This is a genomic window from Marinobacter sp. SS5-14b (assembly GCF_030541005.1).
Classification (GTDB): domain Bacteria; phylum Pseudomonadota; class Gammaproteobacteria; order Pseudomonadales; family Oleiphilaceae; genus Marinobacter.
Window position 1 is genome coordinate 312,560 of sequence record NZ_JASSVM010000001.1, and the last position, 19,807, is coordinate 332,366.

The 19,807-nt window shown below is 57.4% G+C and carries 19 protein-coding genes and 2 tRNA genes; 13 read left to right on the forward strand and 8 right to left on the reverse strand.

The window, feature by feature from the left end; genetic code table 11:
- Window positions 1-3 precede the first annotated feature (3 nt).
- The gene (locus QPL95_RS01400; RefSeq protein ID WP_303289228.1) at window positions 4-348 is read left to right on the forward strand and encodes a YdbL family protein; all 345 of its coding nucleotides are present in this window, start codon (window positions 4-6) and stop codon (window positions 346-348) included.
- 17 nt (window positions 349-365) lie between these two features.
- Here QPL95_RS01400 and QPL95_RS01405 read toward each other — a convergent pair whose 3' ends face one another.
- A complete protein-coding gene (locus QPL95_RS01405) occupies window positions 366-995 on the reverse strand; it encodes an HPP family protein (protein ID WP_303289229.1) in 630 nt (209 codons plus the stop codon).
- A gap of 224 nt (window positions 996-1,219) precedes the next feature.
- On the opposite strand from QPL95_RS01405, the gene QPL95_RS01410 reads away from it, so the two are divergent.
- The 7 genes from QPL95_RS01410 to QPL95_RS01440 all read left to right on the forward strand — a co-directional run bounded on the left by QPL95_RS01410 (window position 1,220) and on the right by QPL95_RS01440 (window position 9,037).
- Window positions 1,220-2,836, forward strand: a complete 1,617-nt coding sequence (locus tag QPL95_RS01410; RefSeq protein ID WP_303289230.1) for a GMC family oxidoreductase — start codon at window positions 1,220-1,222, stop codon at window positions 2,834-2,836.
- An 83-nt stretch (window positions 2,837-2,919) separates the two neighbouring features.
- Window positions 2,920-3,828 (forward strand): ROK family protein, encoded by a 909-nt coding sequence (locus QPL95_RS01415; protein ID WP_303289231.1) that lies wholly within the window; start codon window positions 2,920-2,922, stop codon window positions 3,826-3,828.
- Between the two features lie 88 nt (window positions 3,829-3,916).
- Window positions 3,917-4,264: a hypothetical protein gene (locus QPL95_RS01420; protein ID WP_303289232.1), complete on the forward strand. Its 348-nt coding sequence runs from the start codon at window positions 3,917-3,919 to the stop codon at window positions 4,262-4,264.
- A gap of 128 nt (window positions 4,265-4,392) precedes the next feature.
- On the forward strand, window positions 4,393-7,524 hold the full coding sequence (locus QPL95_RS01425; protein WP_303289233.1) for a DUF3427 domain-containing protein: 3,132 nt from the start codon (window positions 4,393-4,395) through the stop codon (window positions 7,522-7,524).
- A complete protein-coding gene (locus QPL95_RS01430; protein ID WP_303289234.1) occupies window positions 7,521-8,621 on the forward strand; it encodes a bifunctional 2-polyprenyl-6-hydroxyphenol methylase/3-demethylubiquinol 3-O-methyltransferase UbiG in 1,101 nt (366 codons plus the stop codon). The genes QPL95_RS01425 and QPL95_RS01430 overlap by 4 nt, the downstream gene beginning before the upstream one ends.
- Window positions 8,578-8,769: a hypothetical protein gene (locus QPL95_RS01435; protein WP_303289235.1), complete on the forward strand. Its 192-nt coding sequence runs from the start codon at window positions 8,578-8,580 to the stop codon at window positions 8,767-8,769. The genes QPL95_RS01430 and QPL95_RS01435 overlap by 44 nt, the downstream gene beginning before the upstream one ends.
- Window positions 8,770-8,857: 88 nt before the next feature.
- Window positions 8,858-9,037: a hypothetical protein gene (locus QPL95_RS01440; protein ID WP_303289236.1), complete on the forward strand. Its 180-nt coding sequence runs from the start codon at window positions 8,858-8,860 to the stop codon at window positions 9,035-9,037.
- Between the two features lie 183 nt (window positions 9,038-9,220).
- Here the strand turns inward: QPL95_RS01440 and QPL95_RS01445 are convergent, their stop codons facing one another.
- The 4 genes from QPL95_RS01445 to QPL95_RS01460 all read right to left on the reverse strand — a co-directional run bounded on the left by QPL95_RS01445 (window position 9,221) and on the right by QPL95_RS01460 (window position 12,799).
- Window positions 9,221-9,952 (reverse strand): hypothetical protein, encoded by a 732-nt coding sequence (locus QPL95_RS01445; protein ID WP_303289237.1) that lies wholly within the window; start codon window positions 9,950-9,952, stop codon window positions 9,221-9,223.
- Window positions 9,953-10,027: 75 nt separating this feature from the next.
- On the reverse strand, window positions 10,028-11,191 hold the full coding sequence (locus QPL95_RS01450; RefSeq protein ID WP_303289238.1) for a PLP-dependent aspartate aminotransferase family protein: 1,164 nt from the start codon (window positions 11,189-11,191) through the stop codon (window positions 10,028-10,030).
- Window positions 11,192-11,223: 32 nt separating this feature from the next.
- Window positions 11,224-12,549, reverse strand: a complete 1,326-nt coding sequence (locus tag QPL95_RS01455; protein WP_303289239.1) for a type II toxin-antitoxin system HipA family toxin — start codon at window positions 12,547-12,549, stop codon at window positions 11,224-11,226.
- 1 nt (window position 12,550) lies between these two features.
- Window positions 12,551-12,799 carry a helix-turn-helix domain-containing protein gene (locus QPL95_RS01460; protein ID WP_286816890.1) on the reverse strand — a complete coding sequence of 83 codons (249 nt, stop codon included), beginning with the start codon at window positions 12,797-12,799 and terminating at the stop codon, window positions 12,551-12,553.
- 190 nt (window positions 12,800-12,989) lie between these two features.
- Here QPL95_RS01460 and selD point away from each other — a divergent pair, with 190 nt between their 5' ends.
- Window positions 12,990-14,027, forward strand: coding sequence for a selenide, water dikinase SelD (selD, locus tag QPL95_RS01465; RefSeq protein ID WP_303289240.1), 1,038 nt, complete (start codon window positions 12,990-12,992; stop codon window positions 14,025-14,027).
- A gap of 35 nt (window positions 14,028-14,062) precedes the next feature.
- Here selD and QPL95_RS01470 read toward each other — a convergent pair whose 3' ends face one another.
- Window positions 14,063-15,250, reverse strand: a complete 1,188-nt coding sequence (locus QPL95_RS01470) for a cytochrome P450 (RefSeq protein ID WP_303289241.1) — start codon at window positions 15,248-15,250, stop codon at window positions 14,063-14,065.
- Window positions 15,251-15,351: 101 nt separating this feature from the next.
- Window positions 15,352-15,738, reverse strand: a complete 387-nt coding sequence (rnk, locus tag QPL95_RS01475; RefSeq protein ID WP_303289242.1) for a nucleoside diphosphate kinase regulator — start codon at window positions 15,736-15,738, stop codon at window positions 15,352-15,354.
- A 257-nt stretch (window positions 15,739-15,995) separates the two neighbouring features.
- On the opposite strand from rnk, the gene QPL95_RS01480 reads away from it, so the two are divergent.
- Window positions 15,996-16,910: an AEC family transporter gene (locus tag QPL95_RS01480; protein ID WP_303289243.1), complete on the forward strand. Its 915-nt coding sequence runs from the start codon at window positions 15,996-15,998 to the stop codon at window positions 16,908-16,910.
- On the opposite strand, the gene QPL95_RS01485 is transcribed toward QPL95_RS01480, so the two are convergent.
- A complete protein-coding gene (locus tag QPL95_RS01485; protein WP_303289244.1) occupies window positions 16,887-17,804 on the reverse strand; it encodes a zinc ABC transporter substrate-binding protein in 918 nt (305 codons plus the stop codon). The genes QPL95_RS01480 and QPL95_RS01485 overlap by 24 nt on opposite strands.
- 143 nt (window positions 17,805-17,947) lie before the next feature.
- Here QPL95_RS01485 and gltX point away from each other — a divergent pair, with 143 nt between their 5' ends.
- The 3 genes from gltX to QPL95_RS01500 all read left to right on the forward strand — a co-directional run bounded on the left by gltX (window position 17,948) and on the right by QPL95_RS01500 (window position 19,704).
- Window positions 17,948-19,429 (forward strand): glutamate--tRNA ligase, encoded by a 1,482-nt coding sequence (gene gltX, locus QPL95_RS01490; protein WP_303289245.1) that lies wholly within the window; start codon window positions 17,948-17,950, stop codon window positions 19,427-19,429.
- Window positions 19,430-19,545: 116 nt separating this feature from the next.
- Window positions 19,546-19,621 (forward strand) — tRNA-Ala (locus QPL95_RS01495).
- Window positions 19,622-19,628: 7 nt separating this feature from the next.
- Window positions 19,629-19,704 (forward strand) — tRNA-Glu (locus tag QPL95_RS01500).
- Window positions 19,705-19,807: the final 103 nt, after the last annotated feature.

The window sequence follows — 19,807 nt, forward strand, 5'->3', positions numbered from 1 at the left end:
ACGATGAAACGATTGATGCAACTGAGTGCTTTTATGCTGGCATTGGCGATGGCGCTGCCAGCACTCGCCATGGGACTGGATGAAGCCAAACAGAAACTCGAGCCTGCGAAACAGCAAGGGCTGGTGGGTGAAACGCCAACCGGTTACCTGGACGTCGTGCGTGCAGAAGGCGACGCCCGCGCCGTGGTAGAAGCCATCAACAGCGCCCGCCGGGAAGAATACACCCGCATTGCTGAAAAACACGATATCCCGGTCACTCAGGTAGAGACAGTGGCGGGTAAAAAAGCGATAGAAAAAACGCCCGGTGGCCAGTTCGTGTTGATTGACGGGCAGTGGGTGAAGAAATAGCGCCTGCGTTACGTTTCTCAGTCCGCTGCGGCCACCTTTTGGCCCTGAGGTGCAGTAGAGTTAACCGACCACAGCGGGTAGGGAATGCCCGCGAGGCGGTTCATCAGAAACGCATGAACCAGCAGCAAGCCGACACCGGCCATCAACACCGGTAGTTGTGCCGGGTCTGGCATCAAACCTAGCGAGACGATCAGCGCCGTTGCGCCAGCCGGCGGGTGGGCTACTTTGAGGAGCACCATCAGGCACCCTGCCAGCCCCAGCGAAAGCGATGCTGCGCCAACCCTTGGCAGATCAACCCCGGTCATAAAGGCCGAAGGCTGCTCCTGCAGACCGAACAGGTACAAGCTGAGCAGGCCCGTAAGCGCACCGATCAGGTGCCCGCACAACGTATTCCTCGGAGATGCGGGTTGGGCCAGTGGCACATAAAAAAGAATAAACGCGGTTGCCCCCAGTGACGGAAAAATAAACGCTTCCTGAGTAACCAGTGCCACAAACGACACCAGGGCGATGCTGAACCCACCGTTGACCAGATTGAAGATCGCCATAACCGTGGTTCGGCTGTATCGGCTAGCCAGGCGCTCCAGGTGCAGTGCGCGCAGAAGCCCCTTCGCCAACTGCCAGCGCAGTTGTTCGTTCCTGAATCCCATAACCGGTTAAGCGCCCTGAATTGGTGCATTGAAAGGTGCGCGATAGTAAACACTGATCAATATCAAGGCAAACAGGTATATTCGATAAGGCTTAAGAGCATTCTGGATAACCCGTTGACTGAAACGCACTGGCCCGCAGCAAATTATGCAATAGCAACAGAAAGTGCGCTGGGGCAGACTTCAGGATTGCCATAATGGTGTTCACGGCTTCCGGGTAATTGCAGATGTATGATTTTATTATCGTTGGAGCAGGTTCGGCAGGCTGCTTGCTGGCCAATCGTTTATCGGCAGACCCTGCCAACCGGGTATGCCTGCTGGAGGCAGGCCCTTCGGACCGCAATTACTGGATACGCAACTGTAACCCGCTGAACATGCTGTACTTGATGAACAGCCGAAAGTACAACTGGCTGTATAGAACCGAAGAGGAGCCTGCCAATGGCCAGCGGGGTTTTTTCTGGCCCCGCGGCAAAGCACTGGGAGGCTCAAGCTCCATCAATGCCATGATCTACACCCGCGGTCACCCTCGGGATTATGATCACTGGGCAGAGCTGGGCAATAAAGGTTGGGATTACGCCTCCGTTCTGCCCTGGTTCAAAGTGTCTGAACGCCAGCAGCGAGGTGCCGATGCCTATCACGGTGATCAGGGCACCATGCACGTGGTGGATACCACATTCCGGTTTCCGGTCAGCCATGCCTTCGTCGAAGCTTGCCAGCAGGCCGGCTACCCGTTTAACCCTGACTTTAATGGCGTCAGCCAGGAGGGTTGTGTTTTCTTCCAGGTTACCCAAACCCCGGACGGCCACCGGTGTAACGCTGCATACTCCTTCCTTGACGAAGCACTGGAACGCCCGAACCTGACGGTAATGACCGGCGTGCACGTTACCCGAATTCTGTTTGAGGGCAATCGGGCCACAGGCGTGGAATATCAAGGCGCCAGGCCTGCGGGCAGCTCTCCGGAGACACTGCTCGCGCGCAAAGAAGTCATTCTCAGCGCCGGGGTGATCAATTCGCCGCAATTGCTCAAATTGTCTGGTATTGGCCCCAGGCAGGAGCTGGAAGAACATGGCATACCGGTCGTCAAAGACCTGCCGGGTGTTGGCGAGAATCTTCAGGATCACCCAGACATCATGATCCGCTGCCTTGACCCAAGTAAAACCTCCTTCGCTACCATTCCTGGCCCCTACACAAAGACCTTCCTGCAGCGATATTTCAGTCGCAAAGAACCGTTTGTCTTCACCCCGACCGACTGCGGTGGGTTCATCAAATCGGATCCCGAAGAGCCCATTCCCGACCTGCAACTTCAGTTTGCGGCGTTGCGAATGGAACCGCACGGCCGGGGCCTCTTCACACCGGCCCGGTTCGGGTATGTTCTGCACATTTGCCATCTGCGGCCACAAAGCCGGGGCAGGGTGCTGCTCAGAGACAGCAATCCATTCTCCCCACCCAGAATTGAAGCCAACTATCTGGCTGCTGAGAAGGAGCGGACGGCGCTGGTCAAAGGTATCCGGATTGGCCGAGAGATACTTTCACAGCCAGGCATGAAGCCGTACCTTGGCCGCGAGGAACTTCCGGGGCCAGACGTAACGACCGACGAACAGCTGCAGACTTTTCTCCGAAACCGGATTGAAACCGTTTACCACACCGCAGGTTCCTGCAAGATGGGGGTGGACGCCATGGCCGTAGTGGATCCGGAACTGCGGGTGCATAGCGTGAAGGGCTTGCGTGTTATCGACTCGTCGATCATGCCAACCATTACCGGCAGCAACATCCATGGCCCGACGGTTATGATTGCCGAGAAGGGTGCTCATATGATTCTGACGGGCAGCGCTGCTGTAGATTGATGGCAGCTAGCATTGCTCCATGGACGGCTCTCCTTTAGCGTTGTGCCTGGGCGCCCGTAACCACAACGCGAGAAACACTCCTCATGGAAAACTGGCTGATAGGCATAGATCTGGGCGGCACCAAAACCGAAGTGATCCTGCTGGATAACCAATCCAACGAACACTTCCGCAAACGGGTAGCCACCCCAGCCGGCGACTACCAGGCCACCCTGCACACCATCCACGCCCTGGTACAACAAGCCGAAGCCCACGCCGGCACCACCGGCATACCGGTAGGCGTAGGCATACCCGGCAGCATTTCCCGCAAAACCGGCCGTATCAAAAACGCCAACTCCACCTGGCTGAACGGCCAACCCATGCAGCAACACCTGCAAGAATTACTGCAACGGCCCGTAACCCTGACTAACGACGCCAACTGCCTGGCGCTCTCCGAAGCCACAGACGGAGCAGGGCGCAACCACCACACCGTATTCGCCGCCATACTGGGCACCGGCTGCGGCGCTGGCATAAGCGTGAACGGCCAGCTGCTTACCGGCCCCAACGGCGTAGCCGGCGAATGGGGCCACAACCCGCTGCCGTGGACGCCGGAAGCTGAACTGCAACAGCGCCCCTGCTTCTGCGGCCGCCACGGTTGCAACGAAACCTTCCTGTCCGGAACCGGGCTTTCACTCACCCACAAACTGCGCACCGGCCAGCAACTGCCCGCCCATGCCATTGTTGAGCATGCCGGGGATGGCGACCCGCAAGCCACCGAAACCCTGCACCAATACCTGGAACACCTGGCCCGGGGCCTGGCTGCCATCATCAACGTGATTGACCCAGACGTGATCGTACTGGGCGGCGGTATGAGTAACGCCGAACAGCTCTACCAGGAACTCCCCGCCCGCCTGCCCGGCTACGTCTTCGGCGGCGAATGCGACACACCCATCGTAAAAGCCGCCCACGGCGACTCCAGCGGCGTGCGCGGTGCGGCCTGGCTGGCCAATACCTGAACCCACTCACAAAAAAACCACCGCACGACGCTACCTGTCGCCCCCGTGACTACACTGGAAGAAAGCCAACGCCAGAGGAGGGCGCACCATGCGAGCGAATACCATGGCGAAACACCTGATGATCGCCTTGGCCATAGCACTATTGGTGTTGGCCTCCGGCTGGTTGCCCGCACAGGAAAACTGCACCTACCGCAAAGACGCCCTGGGCAACATGCGCTACCAGTGCGACAGCGGCGAACAGGGCACCCTGCGCAAAGATGCACTGGGCAACTGGAACGACAACCGCACCGGCAACCGCTACCGCAAAGATAGCCTTGGAAACTATCGGTCTTCCGATGGCGAAGACGTGTGGCGCAAGGATTCGCTGGGGAACTGGCGGGACCGGGAAGGGCGGCGGTGCAGGGAGGATGCGTTGGGGAATTTAGTGTGTGAGTAGGGAGTGGGGTTCGTAAACAAATGCAAAATTCAGCCGAGCCGGATAGAAAGTCTTAAGATTTCCTTGGAAACCGGGACGTTGAACGCTACGGTTCTTGCCAGATGTGCCATCAACATGGAACGTAGGTAATGCAACAAACCGGAATCTACGAACAGCTAATCACCAAGCTCATCGAAAGCCGCCTCGACAGAGACAAGTTTTACGTTGGTGAACGCCAGCTCAACAGCGCCGAAGCCTCGGTGTGGCTGTCACGATTCCTCTCCAACATTCTGGAATTCGCCATTGAAGCCGTGCCGTCGGGAGACGACCGGCTTCAGCAGCAAATCGAACTCTCCAACCAGCTGCTGATGTGGCTCAAGAGCCAGATTTCAGACGAGGGCTTTCTGGAAGAGAACCTGCTCGATAGTCAAGGCAAAATCCTCACAGCGCTCTACGAGTTGGAAAACCCGGTTGCTGCCAACCTGAAACAGTACGTTGAAGATATCTTCCCTCTTACGGGCTTAACCCAAAGCGAGCTGTTCTCAGGCAGCAATGCCGGCCTGTCGCTGGAATCGGAACTCAAGCGCGAAATTTTGTCGGCAGATAAAATCTACTGGCTGGTGTCGTTTATCAAATGGGCCGGCATCCGCATTTTCCGGAAAGAGCTGGAAGCCTTCACCGCCAGTGGCCGTGAGCTGAAAATCATCACCACCTCCTACATGGGGGCAACGGATGCAAAAGCCGTTGAGTACCTGGCGAGCCTGCCAAACACGGAAGTGAAACTGAGCTACAACACAGAGCGTGAAAGGCTGCACGCCAAAAGCTATTTGTTTCTCCGGAATACAGGCTTTCACACCGGTTACATCGGTTCATCCAACCTGTCCCGATCGGCGCTGACCAACGGCCTTGAGTGGAACCTGAAAATCACCTCTCAGGAAATTCCCCACATCATCAACAAATCTCTCAGCACTTTTGAGACTTATTGGGCTTCAGATGATTTTGAGCGGTTTGATGGTCAGGCTGAGAGTACCGAAAAGCTCAATCGAGCTCTGAAGCAGCAAAAAGGCTTGGATGCACCAGGCGTCTCACACTATTTCGAAATCACGCCGTTCCCGCACCAGAAGGACATTCTGGAGCAGCTCTCTGTGGAAAGGGGCGTTCACCAGCGTTTCCGTAACCTTGTGGTGGCCGCCACCGGTACTGGCAAGACGCTGATTTCGGCTTTTGATTTCCAGCGGTTCCTGAAAGCAAAGCCAAGCGCCCATTTTCTGTTTGTGGCGCACCGGGAAGAAATTCTGCGCCAAGCCCGCGAAGCTTATCGTGGCGTGCTGCGTAATAACGCCTTCGGAGAACTCTGGGTAGGCGGCCAGTTGCCGGAACACTACCGCCAGTTGTTCGTCTCGATTCAGACCCTGAACAACCAGCTGGATCAGCTGAAACTGACGGAAGGCTATTACGACTACATCGTAATTGACGAAGTGCACCACATTGCCGCCTCCAGTTACCGGGCGGTACTGGAGCACTTCTCGCCTGAGATACTTCTGGGCCTGACCGCGACGCCAGAGCGGCACGACGGTGGCGATATCCTCAGTGATTTTGGAGGCGTGATTGCCGCCGAACTCCGGTTGCCGGAGGCCATCAACCGACGCCACCTTTGCCCTTTCCAATACTTTGGCATAGATGACGATACCGACCTGCGCACCATTCCCTGGAATCGTGGCCGTTACGATGTGGTTCAGCTCACCAACCTCTACACCCACAACCAGAGCCGGGTAGATAAGATCCTGCGCAGCCTGCGGGAAATCGTCACCGACATAACCTGCATGAAGGCGCTCGCTTTCTGCGTGAGCCGTGAACACGCGACCTTCATGGTGGAGCAGCTCCTGTTACACGGCATCAAGGCCGATGTGCTCACCAGTGACAACAGCCACGAGCGCCAACAAAAGCAGCAAGCCATTCGTTCCGGGCAAATTAATGTTCTGTGTGTGGTCGACATCTTCAATGAAGGCGTCGATATCCCGGAAGTGGATACCTTGCTGTTCCTGCGCCCAACGGAAAGCCTGACCATCTTCCTGCAGCAACTCGGCCGTGGACTGCGCTTGGCAGACGACAAAGACTGCTGCACGGTTTTGGATTTCGTGGGCAACTCCCGGCCTGAGTATGATTTCGCCAATAAATTCCGGGCACTGGTGGGTAAGTCAGAACGCTCAATTACGGAAGAACTAAAGCAGGGCTTTCCCCATGCGCCACTGGGTTGCCGAATTGAGCTCACCAAGAAAACCCAGGAAATGGTGCTGAGCAACATCCGGCAAGCCACGCTGACCATGAAGCGGCTGGTGACACTTGTTCGGCAGTTCCCACAGCACTCCACTCAGCCACTCACGCTGAAGAATTTTATAACCCATCATCCCCATATCGACCTGAACGAGCTATACAAACGGGGCAGCTGGGCCGAATTGGTGAGCAAAGCGAAAGATGAAGACGTCGCCGATGACTCGCCATTCAAACTAGCGAAGAAGGCCATCTATAACCGGATTTTGATCTGCGACGATCACCAGTACCTGCTGTTCCTCAAGAAACTATGCCAGGCCGGGTTTAGCTGGGGCGACGCCAGCAATCGCCAAGCCCTGATGTGCCATTACGACTTCTGGCAGAAAGCCGGACCGGAGCTGGAGTTTGGTTCGCTGGCACAAAGCCTGGCAGAACTCAGCAAGTTGGGGCTGGAACAGGAGCTGGTGGACGTTCTCGACTGGAAACTGGCGAAAACCAAGCACGAACAGCCGGCCATGCCGGAGTTACATGGCGTACCGTTGCGATTACACGCCCGTTATTCCCGAGAGCAGATTCTGGTTGGCTTTGGTGCCATGACGTTCGAGCACCAGCCACCATCGAGGGAAGGTGTTTATCTCATTCAGGATCAAAATATCGAGCTGCTGTTTGTCACCCTGGAAAAAAACGAAAAGCAGTTCTCTCCGACCACCATGTACCACGACTACGCCATCAACGAGCAGTTATTCCACTGGCAGTCGCAGAACAGCGCGCGGCCTGACCGCGGCAAAGGTAAGGACTACATTCAACACCAAGCCATCAACAAACGTTTGTTCCTGTTTGTAAGAGAGCAGGCGAAAGACGAATATGGTCGCACGATGGGGTTTGTGAATTACGGTGAGGTGGACTACGTGTCTCACACCGGTTCCCAACCCATGAGTATTACCTGGCAACTCCGAACGCCGATGCCGAACTTTATGTGGCAGCAAGCGGCTAAGTTGGCGGTGGCATGAGTTACGGCCCCTACAACAAGCACGCCGAAAAATTCTTCACCCAATACCAGTCCCTGACCTTCGAACAGGTCCACAAGGATTGGCTCCCTCATTTGGACAAGAAATCGGGCCTCGCGCTGGACGTGGGCGCCGGCAGTGGACGAGATGCACTTGCCCTGGCAGAGCGTGGCTGGGATGTGGTGGCGGTTGAGCCCGCGGCGGAATTGCGTCGCTTGGGTGAGGCGGCAACGGCACATCGCAGTATCCAGTGGATAGATGACTCTCTGCCGGATCTGAGCGAGATCCGCAAACTCAGTTACCGGTTTGATCTGGTTCTGGTGTCGGCGGTGTGGATGCACCTTCCTCCAACTTCCAGGGAGCGGGCGTTCCGGATTTTAACGGAGCTGCTGGCACCGTCTGGCATGCTCGTGATTACCCTTCGCCATGGGCCGGGTGATGGCGAGCGGCAGTTCTATGAAGTCTCAAAATCCGAGCTGGACAGCTTTGCCCGCCACCGGGCGGTTATGCCTGTGCCTCTGCCGGATACGCCGCGCGCGGATCAGCTGAAACGCCAGGATGTGTGGTGGGAAACCGCCGTATACCGTCTGCCGGATGATGGCACGGGAGCATTGCCCACGCTGCGGCATATCATCATCAATGACAACAAATCCTCCACGTACAAATTGGGCTTGCTGCGAACCCTGGTGCGCATGGCAGACAGTGCGCCGGGACTGGTGTTGCACCGCTCGGATGACTGGGTAGAGCTGCCGCTTGGGGCAGTGGGGCTGTTCTGGATCATGCTGTACCACCCGCTGGTGCTGAAGCATCATTTACGGCAGGCTCCGGGTTCCCGTGGTTTGGGCTTTGCCGGGGATGATTTCTTCGAGCTGGGTAAACTGTCGCCGTTGGATTTCCGGGTTGGTTTGTCACTATCGGCGGAGTTTGCGCCTGTGGTTATGCGGGCGATCAAACTGGCGGCTTCGAACATTCTCAAGAATCCCGCCCATTTAACCACGTGGCCGGGCACCAATCGCCAGGTTTTCGAGGGTGGCGCCAGCAGAGTGACTATTCGCAATGAGGCGGATCGAGTGGTGGCAGCGAGCCATTATCAATACTGAGCGCGAAGCACAGTTCTTCTCTGAAGCAGAAGCCGCACTGCCGTTGCTTGGGGAAAGTCGCACGGTGGACAGCGTTTTTGAGAGTATGCTGCAGCAGCGTTTGCGGTTGAAGACCAATCTGCAGCTGGCGGAGTGGCTGGGTGTGTAGCCGAAAGCCACCTTGCTTTCCTCAAAAACGTATATACAATGTAAATATCTTTCAGTTTTGAGATTCACTTTTCTCGGGAGTATCCGCAGTGTCCGATAAGCCAAAAAAGGTGAAGCCCAACAAGAAAGATAGTCAGTTGCTGATCCGTATCAGCAGCACCGAGCGCGAGCAGTTCATTGAGTTGTGTGAAGAGCTGGATACCAGCGCTGCTCGCGAAATCAGGCAGTTCATTCGTGGGTTTATCAAAAAGCATAAGCCCAAGGACTAGCCGCGATAATGCCCAGGAGGCAGATTATGTCCAAGAAAGATGCGAAGAATCTGAAGAAAAAGATCAATGCCCGTAAGGCAAAGGTCGAGAAGCATGAGAGCAAGATCAAGTCTCTCAAGAAGAAGCTGAAGAAAGCTTCCTGATGTAGTGTGTAGTGCCGGGCCGCCTCAGGGCAGCCCGGCCTCAATTGTTTGCCTGCTGAAAATCTCCGACAACGCGCTCCCGAATCTCCTCTTTTACACCCTCCCGGTCCAATCGCTCCAACACCTCGGCTAATGATTGTGCGAGTTTTTCGTGCCGTCGGTGGAGGTAATGATAGAGCTGGAACTCGGCAACCGGCTCCGGAAGTGCTGTCAGGTGCTTCCAGTCGCTTCGGGTCAGCGGTGACAGGCCTTCAACATCGGCCACCAGTGCCAGGGCTACCCGTTTCTGTTCCAGCATGTTGCGCATCTGCTCATAGTCTTCTGCCGGGACAGGTTCCATGCCAAGGGACTTGGCCGTTATTTCCGAGATGATGATATCTCTTCGCACGGCGACCAGCAGCGGAGCGTCCTTGGCTTTCGGCAAAGTACGAATGCCGGGATCGTGAACGACAGCATAGAGCTTGCCTTGCAGCAGCGGATAGGGAGTCTGAACCAGGTTGGGGTATTCCTCGGCAACGCTATGGATGCGGAAAAGATCCCCGTCTACCTGGCCAGAGTCAGCCAGCAGCAATGCTCTGCGCGACGGGGCCACAATGGTCGTCATGTCGATACCGAGCTGTTTGTAGGCGGTTTCCATCAGCTGGGTAGCCATTTGAGTGCTGGGAACGTCGTCGATGACCGCCACCTTAAGGGTGCTCGAGTGGGTGTCCGCAAAGCTGGTTGGTGGTGCCAAAAAGGCAAAAACAAACGTGATAATGGCTGTGGGCCTCATTGGGCTCCCCTTTCGTCCGTTGAAGGGTTTCTTAAAGCGTAGTCGATATTCCGCAATCTGGGGTCAGACCCCGAATCAGGAGATGGCCTGGTTGAGGTCGGCGATCAGGTCTTCGGCGTCTTCCAGGCCGACGGACAGGCGCAGCATGCCGTCGCCGATGCCGCGTTTCAGGCGTTCTTCACGGCTCAGGCCGTGGTGGCTGGTGGCGCTGGGTTGGCTGACCAGGCTTTCGACGCCGCCCAGGCTGGTGGCGAGCAGGAAGATGTTCAGGGAATCTGCCACTTTTTCAGCTGCTTGCTGGCCGCCTTCCACTTCAATACTGAGCATGCCGCCGAAGCCGGTCATCTGTTGCTTGGCCAGGTCGTGGCCTTCGAAGGAGGGCAGGCCGGGGTAGTAGACCTTCGTGATTTTCGGGTGCTGTTCCATGGCTTCAGCTACCGCCATGGCGTTTTCGTTGTGCTGGCGGATTCGTACCGGCAGAGTGCGCAGGCTGCGGGAGAGCAGGGCGGCGGTTTCCGGGGCGATCAGCTGGCCCAGGTTTTTGCGCCAGGCGGCGACCGGTTTGGCCAGTTCGGCTGAGGTCATCAGGGCGCCGGCGGTGATGTCGCTGTGGCCGCTGAGGTATTTGGTGGCGCTGTGCAGTACCAGGTCTGCTCCAAGTTCCAGCGGTTGCTGGTTGATGGGGCTGGCGAAGGTATTGTCTACCGCCACCAGGGCGCCGTGTTGGTGGGCGGTTTCGGCGATGGCGCGAATGTCCAGAATGGCCATGTTCGGGTTGGCCGGGGTTTCGAAATACACCAGTTTGCCCGATTCGCCCAGCTCGTGTGCCAGCCGGTTCTGTTCTTCACGGAACAGGAAGGTGACCGGAATGCCCAGTGCCATGCAGTGATTCTTAAGCAATTCCTGAGTGCCGCCGTACAGGTCCCCCACGCAGACAATGCCGTTGCGGCCGTGGGCCAGCAAGGTCGCGGAAATCGCCGCCATGCCCGAGCCAAACGCCAGTGCCGCTTCCGCCTGCTCTAGCCCGGCCAGTCCCTGTTCCACTTCACGAATGCTCGGGTTGGTGCCCCAGCGCGTGTACAGGTTGCCTTCGCTGCGCCCTTCAATCACATCCAGCAAGGCCGCCGTGTTCTCGAACCGGTAGGTGGTGGTGTTGTACACCGGCGAGTAGGGGCTGCCGAACTGATCCTTGTGGCGTCGGTTGTGGATGATGCGGGTGGCGGGGCCTTTGTGGTTCATGGTGGTTCCTGTTTGTGCGGAGGAGATTCGGCTTATCCGTTGAAAGGGATAAAATGATTGGGGTCAGACCCCAGCTTCTGGGCTTGTGCTCGAAGGCCGGAGAGAATCGGGTCAGCCACTTTCGCCGGAAATCCATCGGGTAGCCGCGCGTTGACGGATTCGATGACGGCTTCGGTTTGAGCCACGGTTTCTTCCATTATGGCGGCGGCCCGCGTCGGCGAAAAGCCCATGGCCTTTGCAGTTGAGAGAAAGTGCCGGGGAAGCATTCTGGCCCAGTGATAATGCCGGTTTCGGCCTTTAAGAGACATGGCCATCTTGGCGCGTGCCGGTGCCAGGCTTCCTTGAGTTATCAGCGGATAGGCTGAGATGACGTCGTACAGTGGCGTCATGCGGTAGGCCGAGCCGGGTTCAAGGAACAGGCTGAAGTTCTTGGCGTGGCCATCGATGGCCGCCAGAAGCCAGAACACCAGCTGGGTTTTGAAAAACGTGTCCCGATCCTGGCTGGCATTCTGCGAGCCTTCAAGAATCTTCACGCATTGGCGAAGGCCTGGCCCGCCATCGCTTTCGTATTTCAGCGCGGGCGAAATGCCCAGTGCCTGGCAGAAGTCTTCCTGTGGCAGACGCATCAGCCAGGAACCATCGCTTGACCATTTCCGGTCAAAACGTTCGACAATCAGGATGCATTGGTTCCCGAAACGCGCCAGGTCTGCATTGGCGGTTGGCAGGCCGAAGGCTTTGAGAATCTGAAGGCAGAGCCATTCGTTCTCGCTGCTTTCGCGCAGATCAATGTTGCTGTGTTCGAGAAAACCAATCGGTAGTTTGAAGATGTGGCTAGTAGGCGTCGACCCCAGAGGGAGTTGCCATTGATTCTGGTGCCACAGCAGTGCGGTTTTCTCCTGAGCGCCGGCCAGTGATATGCGGAAATCGTGATCTTTGGCCATGCCCAGCGGTGCGTCCTGGTAGCCTTCCAGAAGGTTCTCGATGTCCCGGTTGGTTAGCGGCCGGGCTCTGGTTTGTGTAACGTCAGGCAGTGCCATACCATTGGGATAAAGCTGGATGGCTCCAATACAATCCCTGCCAACGCTGGCAAGGAGATCGAAGGGGTGACTGCTGGCAACACGAAAGCGGGCTTGCATGCGGGCTCGAAGGGTATCGGAATCCGGCAGCAGGTTGTCGAAGAAGTTATAGACTTTCTCACCCTTGTAGGGGGCGAGTGTGAGCGGTAAGGATAACGAGATAGCCCGCGCGCCAGGCCGGTTTACCCACTCTTTTAGGTACTGAAAAGTCATCGCGCCGGAGCGGGCCTTTTCAAGAATGCCAACCTCAATTCCGTTGAGGGCTACCAGCAGTTGTGACATCTCACCACTCCTGGTCCCAGCCAGCCTCGGCATTTTTTGCATCGCGCTCGCTCAGGTGCAGCTCCAGATCGAGGGCGGTAAGCAGCTTGAACAGCGTTTCAACCCGAGACGCCTCCGGCTTGTTCTCGAAGCCAGATAGGGTCGCCTGCTTCAGGCCAACATTATCAGCAACCACGCTCTGGCTGAGCTGACGTTCCTTCCTGATGTTCTTCAATGCCTGCGCCAGCATTTCCGGTGATGTGATTCTCACACTTATCCCCTTAAGCGGATTTTCTTAACCATATACCCTGCAGAGGATAAAGTCCATTTATCCTCTTGGCGGGATAAAAAGTTCGGGGTCAGACCCCGGTGGTTTTATTGGCCGGGGAGTAGGCCGCATTGTAGACTGTTGCGTATTGAGAGGATAACCAAGTTGCTTCACCCCAAAGAAGGAAGACGCTTTGTCTATCAAGTTGACTGAATTCAGCCACGGCGCGGGCTGTGGTTGCAAGATTGCGCCGGATGTTCTGGACCGGATTCTGCACACCGATATGCCGGATTTTCATGACCCGAAACTGCTGGTGGGTAACAGCAGCCGGGATGATGCCGCAGTGGCGGATATCGGTAACGGTATTGGTGTGATCAGCACCACCGATTTCTTTATGCCGGTGGTGGATGATCCGTACGATTTCGGCCGGATTGCGGCGGCGAACGCCATCAGTGATGTGTATGCCATGGGCGGCAAGCCGGTGATGGCGATTGCGATTCTGGGCTGGCCGGTGAATGAGCTGGCGCCGGAGATTGCGGCGAAGGTGATTGATGGCGGCCGTGCGGTGTGCGCCGAGGCGGGGATTGCCCTGGCCGGTGGCCACAGTATTGATTCCCCGGAGCCGATTTTTGGGCTGGCGGTGACCGGCCAGGTGGCGGTAGACCGCATTATCCGCAACGACACTGCCAAGGCGGGCGACCTGCTGTATCTGACCAAGCCGCTGGGCGTGGGCATTCTGACCAGTGCCTCCAAGAAAGGTAAAGTGACGCCGGAAGACTTGGCCGTTGCTGTAGAGAGCATGTCTACCCTGAACAAGGTGGGTGAGGTATTCGCTCAAGTAGACGGCTTGAATGCCATGACTGACGTCACCGGTTTTGGTCTGGCTGGCCACCTGCTGGAAATCTGTCGGGGTAGTGGTTTGAAAGCTATCGTCAGCCGCAAGGCGATTCCCACCCTGCCAAACCTGCAGCCATACATTGATGCTGACTGCATTCCGGGCGGTACCCACCGCAACGCTGCGGCGTTCGGCAAGGCCATCTCCGGCATGACCGAGGCCGACAAGCTGCTGTTCTGCGATCCGCAAACCAGTGGCGGCCTGATGGTGAGCGTGGCGGAAAGCAGCCGCGAAGCTTTTGAAGCGATCGCCCGTGAACAAGGGCTTGAGCTTCAGCCGCTGGGTCGTCTGGAAGCTGCCGGTTCTGAAGAGAGTCTGGTGTTCATCGAAGACTGATCACCGCTCCAAAACTCAAAAAGCCGTGCCCGGTCTCAAGCCTGGCGCGGCTTTTTATTGGGGTCTGACCCCACAAGTTGGAGGGGCAGGTGGTTGAAGCCGCCGGTGGGGAACATGGCCCGTTCGGGCTGCTGGCCTTCGACAGCCTGAACTGAGTCAATCTGTTTCAGGAATTCTTCCATGAATACCTGCAGCTCCATGCGGGCCAGGGGGGCGCCGGGGCATATGTGGATGCCGGCGCCGTAGAGCAGGTTTTTGCTGGCGTTCTGGTGCGGGCAGTAGCTGTCCGGGTTGCCGAATTCGGCTTCGTCCCGGTTGGCGGAGGCCCAGAGGATGGTGATTTTCTCGCCGGCAGGAATGGTGCGGCCGCCGATTTCGACTTCGCGGGTGGTTACCCGGCGGTTGGAGATCAGCGGGGCGTCCATACGCAGGATTTCGTCGATGGCTTCGGGCAGCAGCTCCGGTGCGGCTTTCAGGTCGGCCACTAAGGCCGGGTGCCGGGCCAGGTAGTTCAGCAGTATGGAGACGGAGGCCGAGATGGTGGCCAGTTCGCCCACGGTCCAGTTGCGCATCAGGCTGACCAGTTCGTCATCGGTCATGGGCTTGCCGTTCACCTGTTCACGCATCAGCGAGGTGGTGACGTCATCCGGTGCCTGGTCGCCAGCCAGGCGGCGGGTTTCAAGCATGTCGGTAATGTAGCCGTCGAATTCCTGGGCCACAGCGGCCATGGCGTCCCGGTCCCGGGCGAGGGTGGCGCGGTGGTTCTTGCGTACCCATTCCGCCAGGGGTTCGTGCAGGCGTTCAGGCCAGCCCATAAAGGCGCACTGGATATGCAGGGCGAAGGGGCGGCTAAGGGCATCGACCACATCCACGGTTTCCCCCTTGGCCAACTGGCTTACCAGCCCACGGGCAATCTCACGGCAAATTGGTTCGAACCGGGCCATGGGTTCCGGGGCGAAGTAGGGTTCGATCACTTTGCGATAGGGGGTGTGTTCGGGCGGGTCCATGCCGTTGGGAACGGACAGGTGGGCAGACACGGCGTTGCTGAAGGTGTCGTGGTCTTCCAGTACGGCCATGACGTCTGCATGGCGGAACAGCGTCCATTGCTGGTAGTCGCTCCAGGCCACGGGGCAGCGTTCGCGCATGTCGTCGTACGCGCCGATCTGGTCTTTCTGTACGCTGGCGGCTCTTGGGTCCCAGTCTTCGTGGCGCTGTTCGGTCATACGGCCTCCTGATGGTCTCGTTAGCTTGCTTTCAGGCTAACACCGGAGGCCGCTGGCCATTTGGAGAAATGTCAATTTATGACATTTGTAAAGGAAATTGCTTATGCGCCGCGGGTAACGCTCACCACCTTCAGGTGGATGGGCTTGCGGCCTTTCATGGGCCATTCGATGCTGTCGCCAATGCTCAGGCCCAGCATGGCGGCACCGGCCGGCGCCAGGATGGACACCTTGTGGTCTGCATCACCCACTTCGTGTGGGTAAACCAGCATCATTTCGTGTTCTTTGCCGGCGTCTTCATCCACAAAGCGCACCAGCGAGTTCATGGTGACCACGCCTTCGGGCATTTTTGCCAGGGGCACGAGGTCTGCCCGGCTGAGCTCGTCTTCCAGGCCGTCGGCGACGTCGGACTTGCCGGCCATACGCTCGAGCAGCGTGCTCAGGCGGTTGTAATCTTCTTCGGCAACAGTAATAGAGGGTAATTCAGACATAGAAATCTCCGGAAAAATGGTTCAACAATGTTTGGTTTTAAGCGCTGAATCCGGAGGGGTTGTAAGGTGGATTCAGCGAAATCAGAGGCGGATAGCAGCCCTGCCGGTATTCGCAGAGGAAGACCGCAGTGCCAAAGAGGATGTGTGAATACAGGAAATCTGGCTGTTCACGTTGTTCGAATCAGTCCGTTATAGGATGCTATAGGCTGAATCTAACCCCCAAAGAGCAAAATGGCAACGGTTAAAAGGATGATGGCATGCCGGTAGTTGTACAGGCCCTGTTTCCGGTTTTCGTATTGATCATGTTGGGCCATGTTTTACGGCGGCTGAACTTCCCGGGCGGGGATTTCTGGCCCCAGGCGGAGCGCTTTACCTATTACATTCTTTTCCCGGCCATGCTGGTGTTCAAGCTGGGGCAGGCCAGGTTGCCGGCCTCGGCCTATGCCGACACCGCGTTGTTGATTGTGGCCATGCTGCTGGCGATGACGGCCGTGCTGGTGGCGGTTCAGATGTTCTGGCGCTGGAGCGGGCCGGTGTTTTCCTCGGTGTATCAGGGCGCTATTCGCTTTAACTCCTATGTGGGCCTGGCGGCGGGCGGAATGCTGCTGGGGGATGATGGGCTGTCGCTGACGGCCATCGCGGTGGCCATTATGGTGCCGTTGCTGAACCTGCTGTGCATTCTGATGTTCTCGCTGGTGGCGGGGCAGGATAAGGTCAGCGTAGTTCAGGTGTTGCGGGCAATTGTGACCAATCCGCTGATTGTCGGCTCGGTGCTGGGGGTGTTGTGGAGCTGGTTCCAGATCGGTTTCCATCCGCTGTTGGCGGGTATTCTGGCACCCCTGAGTAACCTGGCGCTGCCCATGGGCTTGATGACAGTCGGCGCAGGCTTACAGCTCAGTGCCTTGCGAGGAGCTTCGGCACCGTTCCTGGTGTCGTCCGGGTTGAAGCTGCTGGCCTTCCCCGCCATGGTGGTGGGGCTGGCCTGGGCGCTGGGAATGAGTGGTTTGCTGGTGCAGGTAGCGGTGTTGCTGGCAGCGTTGCCTACCGCCACCTCGGCTTACATCCTGGCACGCCAGTTGGGCGGTGACGCGCCGCTGATGGCGGGTATCATCAGCGGGCAGACCTTGCTGGCGATGGTCACCATTCCGTTAATGCTGAGCCTGTTCTGGTAGGCATTCCAGTACAGCGTCCGCAATGGATTGCTGGAACTGGATGTAGCCTTCGCTGGTCGATTCGATATCGGTGGCCAGCGGGTCCCAGGTGCTGAAGGTCACGTTCAGGCCTTCAGTGATGGAACGCCACCACTGGCGGTTGAACTGGGGTTCGGTCAGCAGGCAGGGCTGGTTGGCCTGGCGCAGTTTGTCCTGCACTTCGGCAATGTGCCGTGCGCCGGGGGACAGCTCCGGGTTCAGGGTGAGCACACCATCCAGCTGCAGTTCATAGTGCTCGGCAAAGCGCTCGAAGGCACTATGGTAAGCGAACAGGCTGATGCCCTGAAGCGGTGCCAGGCTGGCTTTGATGTCCCGTTCTGCCGCATTCAGGTCTTGCTCGAACCGGGCCAGGTTGGCGTCCAGTTCTTCTTTCTTCATATCCTCCAGCGTGATCAGCCTGGCGTGGATGTCCCGTGCCATGTTCAGGGCCAGTTGCGGGTCTGTCCAGATGTGCGGGTCTTCGCCGTCTCCGTGGTCGTGGCCATGGTCGTCGTGGCCACTGTGTTCGTCTTCTCGATGATTGTCTTCACCTTCCGATATTTCGGTAAAGGCCACCACCCTGCCGTCAAATTCATGGCCACCGAGCAGGCGGCTGAGGAAGGTTTCCATCTCCGGCCCAACCCAGAAGATGGCTTCTGCTTGCTCCAGTGCCCGCCGTTGTGAAGGCTTCATGCTGTAGTTGTGGGGGCTGGACCCCGGAGGGACGATCGTGGACACACTGACGCTGTCGCCTGCGACCGCCTTCACCAGCAACTCCAGCGGTTTGATCGATGTGACAACGTTGGCGGCTGACGCAGGAAATGTGGCAATGGCTGCGGTCAAGCCAAGGGTAAAGGCAGAGGTGCTGAAGTTCATGGTGCGGTGCGTCCTGATGATTTACTGAAACGTTATAATATTACATAAAGTGATCGCGGTGCAAAACCTGTTCATGCGAAACCGGTTGAGGGCCGCTATAATGCGTGGCTAATTTACCGGCCACATATTTTCAGGATGGTTTCATGACAGTACGCACCCGAATTGCTCCGTCGCCTACTGGCGATCCACACGTTGGTACCGCCTACGTGGCTCTGTTCAACCTGTGTTTCGCGCGCCAGCACGGTGGCCAGTTCATTCTGCGCATTGAAGACACCGACCAGGCCCGCAGCACAGCGGAATCCGAGCAGGATATTCTCAAAGCTTTGCGCTGGCTTGGCCTGAACTGGGATGAAGGCCCCGATGTGGGCGGCCCCCATGGCCCTTATCGCCAGTCCGAGCGTAAGCACATGTACGGCCAGTATGCCGAAGACCTGGTTACTGCCGGCCATGCGTTCTATTGCTTCCGTACACCGGAAGAGCTGGATGCGATTCGCGAAGAGCGCAAGGCCCAGGGTTTGAATCCGGGTATCAAGGGTGATCTGGAATTATCCCAGGAAGAAGTGAAGCGCCGCCTGGAAGCGGGCGACCCTTACGTCATCCGTATGAATGTGCCGGATGAGGGTGTGTGCGAGATTCAGGACATGCTCCGGGGCACCATCGAAATCGACTGGGCCCAGGTGGATTGCCAGATTCTGCTGAAATCCGATGGCATGCCTACCTACCACCTGGCCAACGTGGTGGATGACCACCTGATGGAGATCACCCACGTGTTGCGCGGCGAGGAGTGGATCAACTCCGCACCCAAGCACAAGCTGCTGTACCAGTACTTCGGCTGGGACATGCCGGAGCTGTGTCACCTGCCGCTGCTGCGCAACCCGGACAAGAGCAAGCTGTCGAAGCGCAAGAACCCCACCAGCATCAACTTCTATGAGCGCATGGGCTTTTTGCCGGAGGCGGTAACCAACTACCTGGGCCGCATGGGCTGGTCCATGCCGGACGAGCGCGAGAAGTTCACCCTGGATGAGATGATCGAGAACTTCGATATCCAGCGTGTGTCCCTCGGTGGCCCGGTGTTTGATGTGGAGAAGCTGCGCTGGCTGAACGGCCAGTGGATTCGCGATGAGCTGAGCGACGAGCAGTTCATGGAGCGCATGCACCAGTGGTGGTTCAACCGTGATGACCTGCAAGCTCTGGTGCCGCACATCAAGGGCCGGGCAGAGGTGTTCTCTGACGTAGCCCCCATGGCCCAGTTCATGTTCAGCGGCATGTTGAACCTGAAGCCGGAAGATTTCGCTCACAATAAACTGGATGAAAGCCAGGTTCGGCGTGTTCTGCAATTCACCCTTTGGAAGCTGGAAGCCCAGCGCCACTGGAGCAAGGAAACCATCTTTGCCGACATCAAGGCCCTGGCCAAAGCCATGGACCTGAAGATGGGAGATTTCATGTTCTCGATCTTTGTGGCAATTGCCGGCACACCGAATTCCTGGTCCGTTATGGACTCCATGGCGTTGCTTGGTCCGGATATGACCCGCGCCCGTTTGCGCACCGCGCTGGATGTGATGGGTGGGTTTTCCAAGAAGGAAACCAAGAAAGTGGAGAAGGAATACGCTGCCCTGGATATTTAGTAAGCGGTTTGCTGGATAATTGAACGACACGGACAGGGATGTTCAAAAAACTTTAAAAAAAGCGGATGCAAGTGTTGACGCCCCAAGGGCGGATCCTTAATATACGCATCCGTTGAGGGGCCATAGCTCAGCTGGGAGAGCGCAACACTGGCAGTGTTGAGGTCAGCGGTTCGATCCCGCTTGGCTCCACCAATTTCTAGTCCCCTTCGTCTAGTGGCCTAGGACTCCGCCCTTTCACGGCGGCAACAGGGGTTCGAACCCCCTAGGGGACGCCAATACGGCTTGACGGTTTAGTCCACCGGATAGCCATCAAAAAAACCGCCTTCGGGCGGTTTTTTTGTGTCCGGAATTTAGGCCCGGGGTCAGACTCCCCAACGG

Coding starts and splice junctions, on each gene's coding strand:
- QPL95_RS01435 (WP_303289235.1), top strand. CDS start 8,578: ATGAGGCGGATCGAGTGGTGGCAGCGAGCCATTATCAATACTGAGCGC.
- QPL95_RS01400 (WP_303289228.1), top strand. CDS start 4: ATGAAACGATTGATGCAACTGAGTGCTTTTATGCTGGCATTGGCGATG.
- QPL95_RS01485 (WP_303289244.1), bottom strand. CDS start 17,804: ATGAACTTCAGCACCTCTGCCTTTACCCTTGGCTTGACCGCAGCCATT.
- QPL95_RS01445 (WP_303289237.1), bottom strand. CDS start 9,952: ATGAGGCCCACAGCCATTATCACGTTTGTTTTTGCCTTTTTGGCACCA.
- QPL95_RS01415 (WP_303289231.1), top strand. CDS start 2,920: ATGGAAAACTGGCTGATAGGCATAGATCTGGGCGGCACCAAAACCGAA.
- gltX (WP_303289245.1), top strand. CDS start 17,948: ATGACAGTACGCACCCGAATTGCTCCGTCGCCTACTGGCGATCCACAC.
- QPL95_RS01455 (WP_303289239.1), bottom strand. CDS start 12,549: ATGTCACAACTGCTGGTAGCCCTCAACGGAATTGAGGTTGGCATTCTT.
- QPL95_RS01425 (WP_303289233.1), top strand. CDS start 4,393: ATGCAACAAACCGGAATCTACGAACAGCTAATCACCAAGCTCATCGAA.
- rnk (WP_303289242.1), bottom strand. CDS start 15,738: ATGTCTGAATTACCCTCTATTACTGTTGCCGAAGAAGATTACAACCGC.
- QPL95_RS01410 (WP_303289230.1), top strand. CDS start 1,220: ATGTATGATTTTATTATCGTTGGAGCAGGTTCGGCAGGCTGCTTGCTG.
- QPL95_RS01450 (WP_303289238.1), bottom strand. CDS start 11,191: ATGAACCACAAAGGCCCCGCCACCCGCATCATCCACAACCGACGCCAC.
- QPL95_RS01420 (WP_303289232.1), top strand. CDS start 3,917: ATGCGAGCGAATACCATGGCGAAACACCTGATGATCGCCTTGGCCATA.
- QPL95_RS01405 (WP_303289229.1), bottom strand. CDS start 995: ATGGGATTCAGGAACGAACAACTGCGCTGGCAGTTGGCGAAGGGGCTT.
- QPL95_RS01470 (WP_303289241.1), bottom strand. CDS start 15,250: ATGACCGAACAGCGCCACGAAGACTGGGACCCAAGAGCCGCCAGCGTA.
- QPL95_RS01430 (WP_303289234.1), top strand. CDS start 7,521: ATGAGTTACGGCCCCTACAACAAGCACGCCGAAAAATTCTTCACCCAA.
- QPL95_RS01480 (WP_303289243.1), top strand. CDS start 15,996: ATGCCGGTAGTTGTACAGGCCCTGTTTCCGGTTTTCGTATTGATCATG.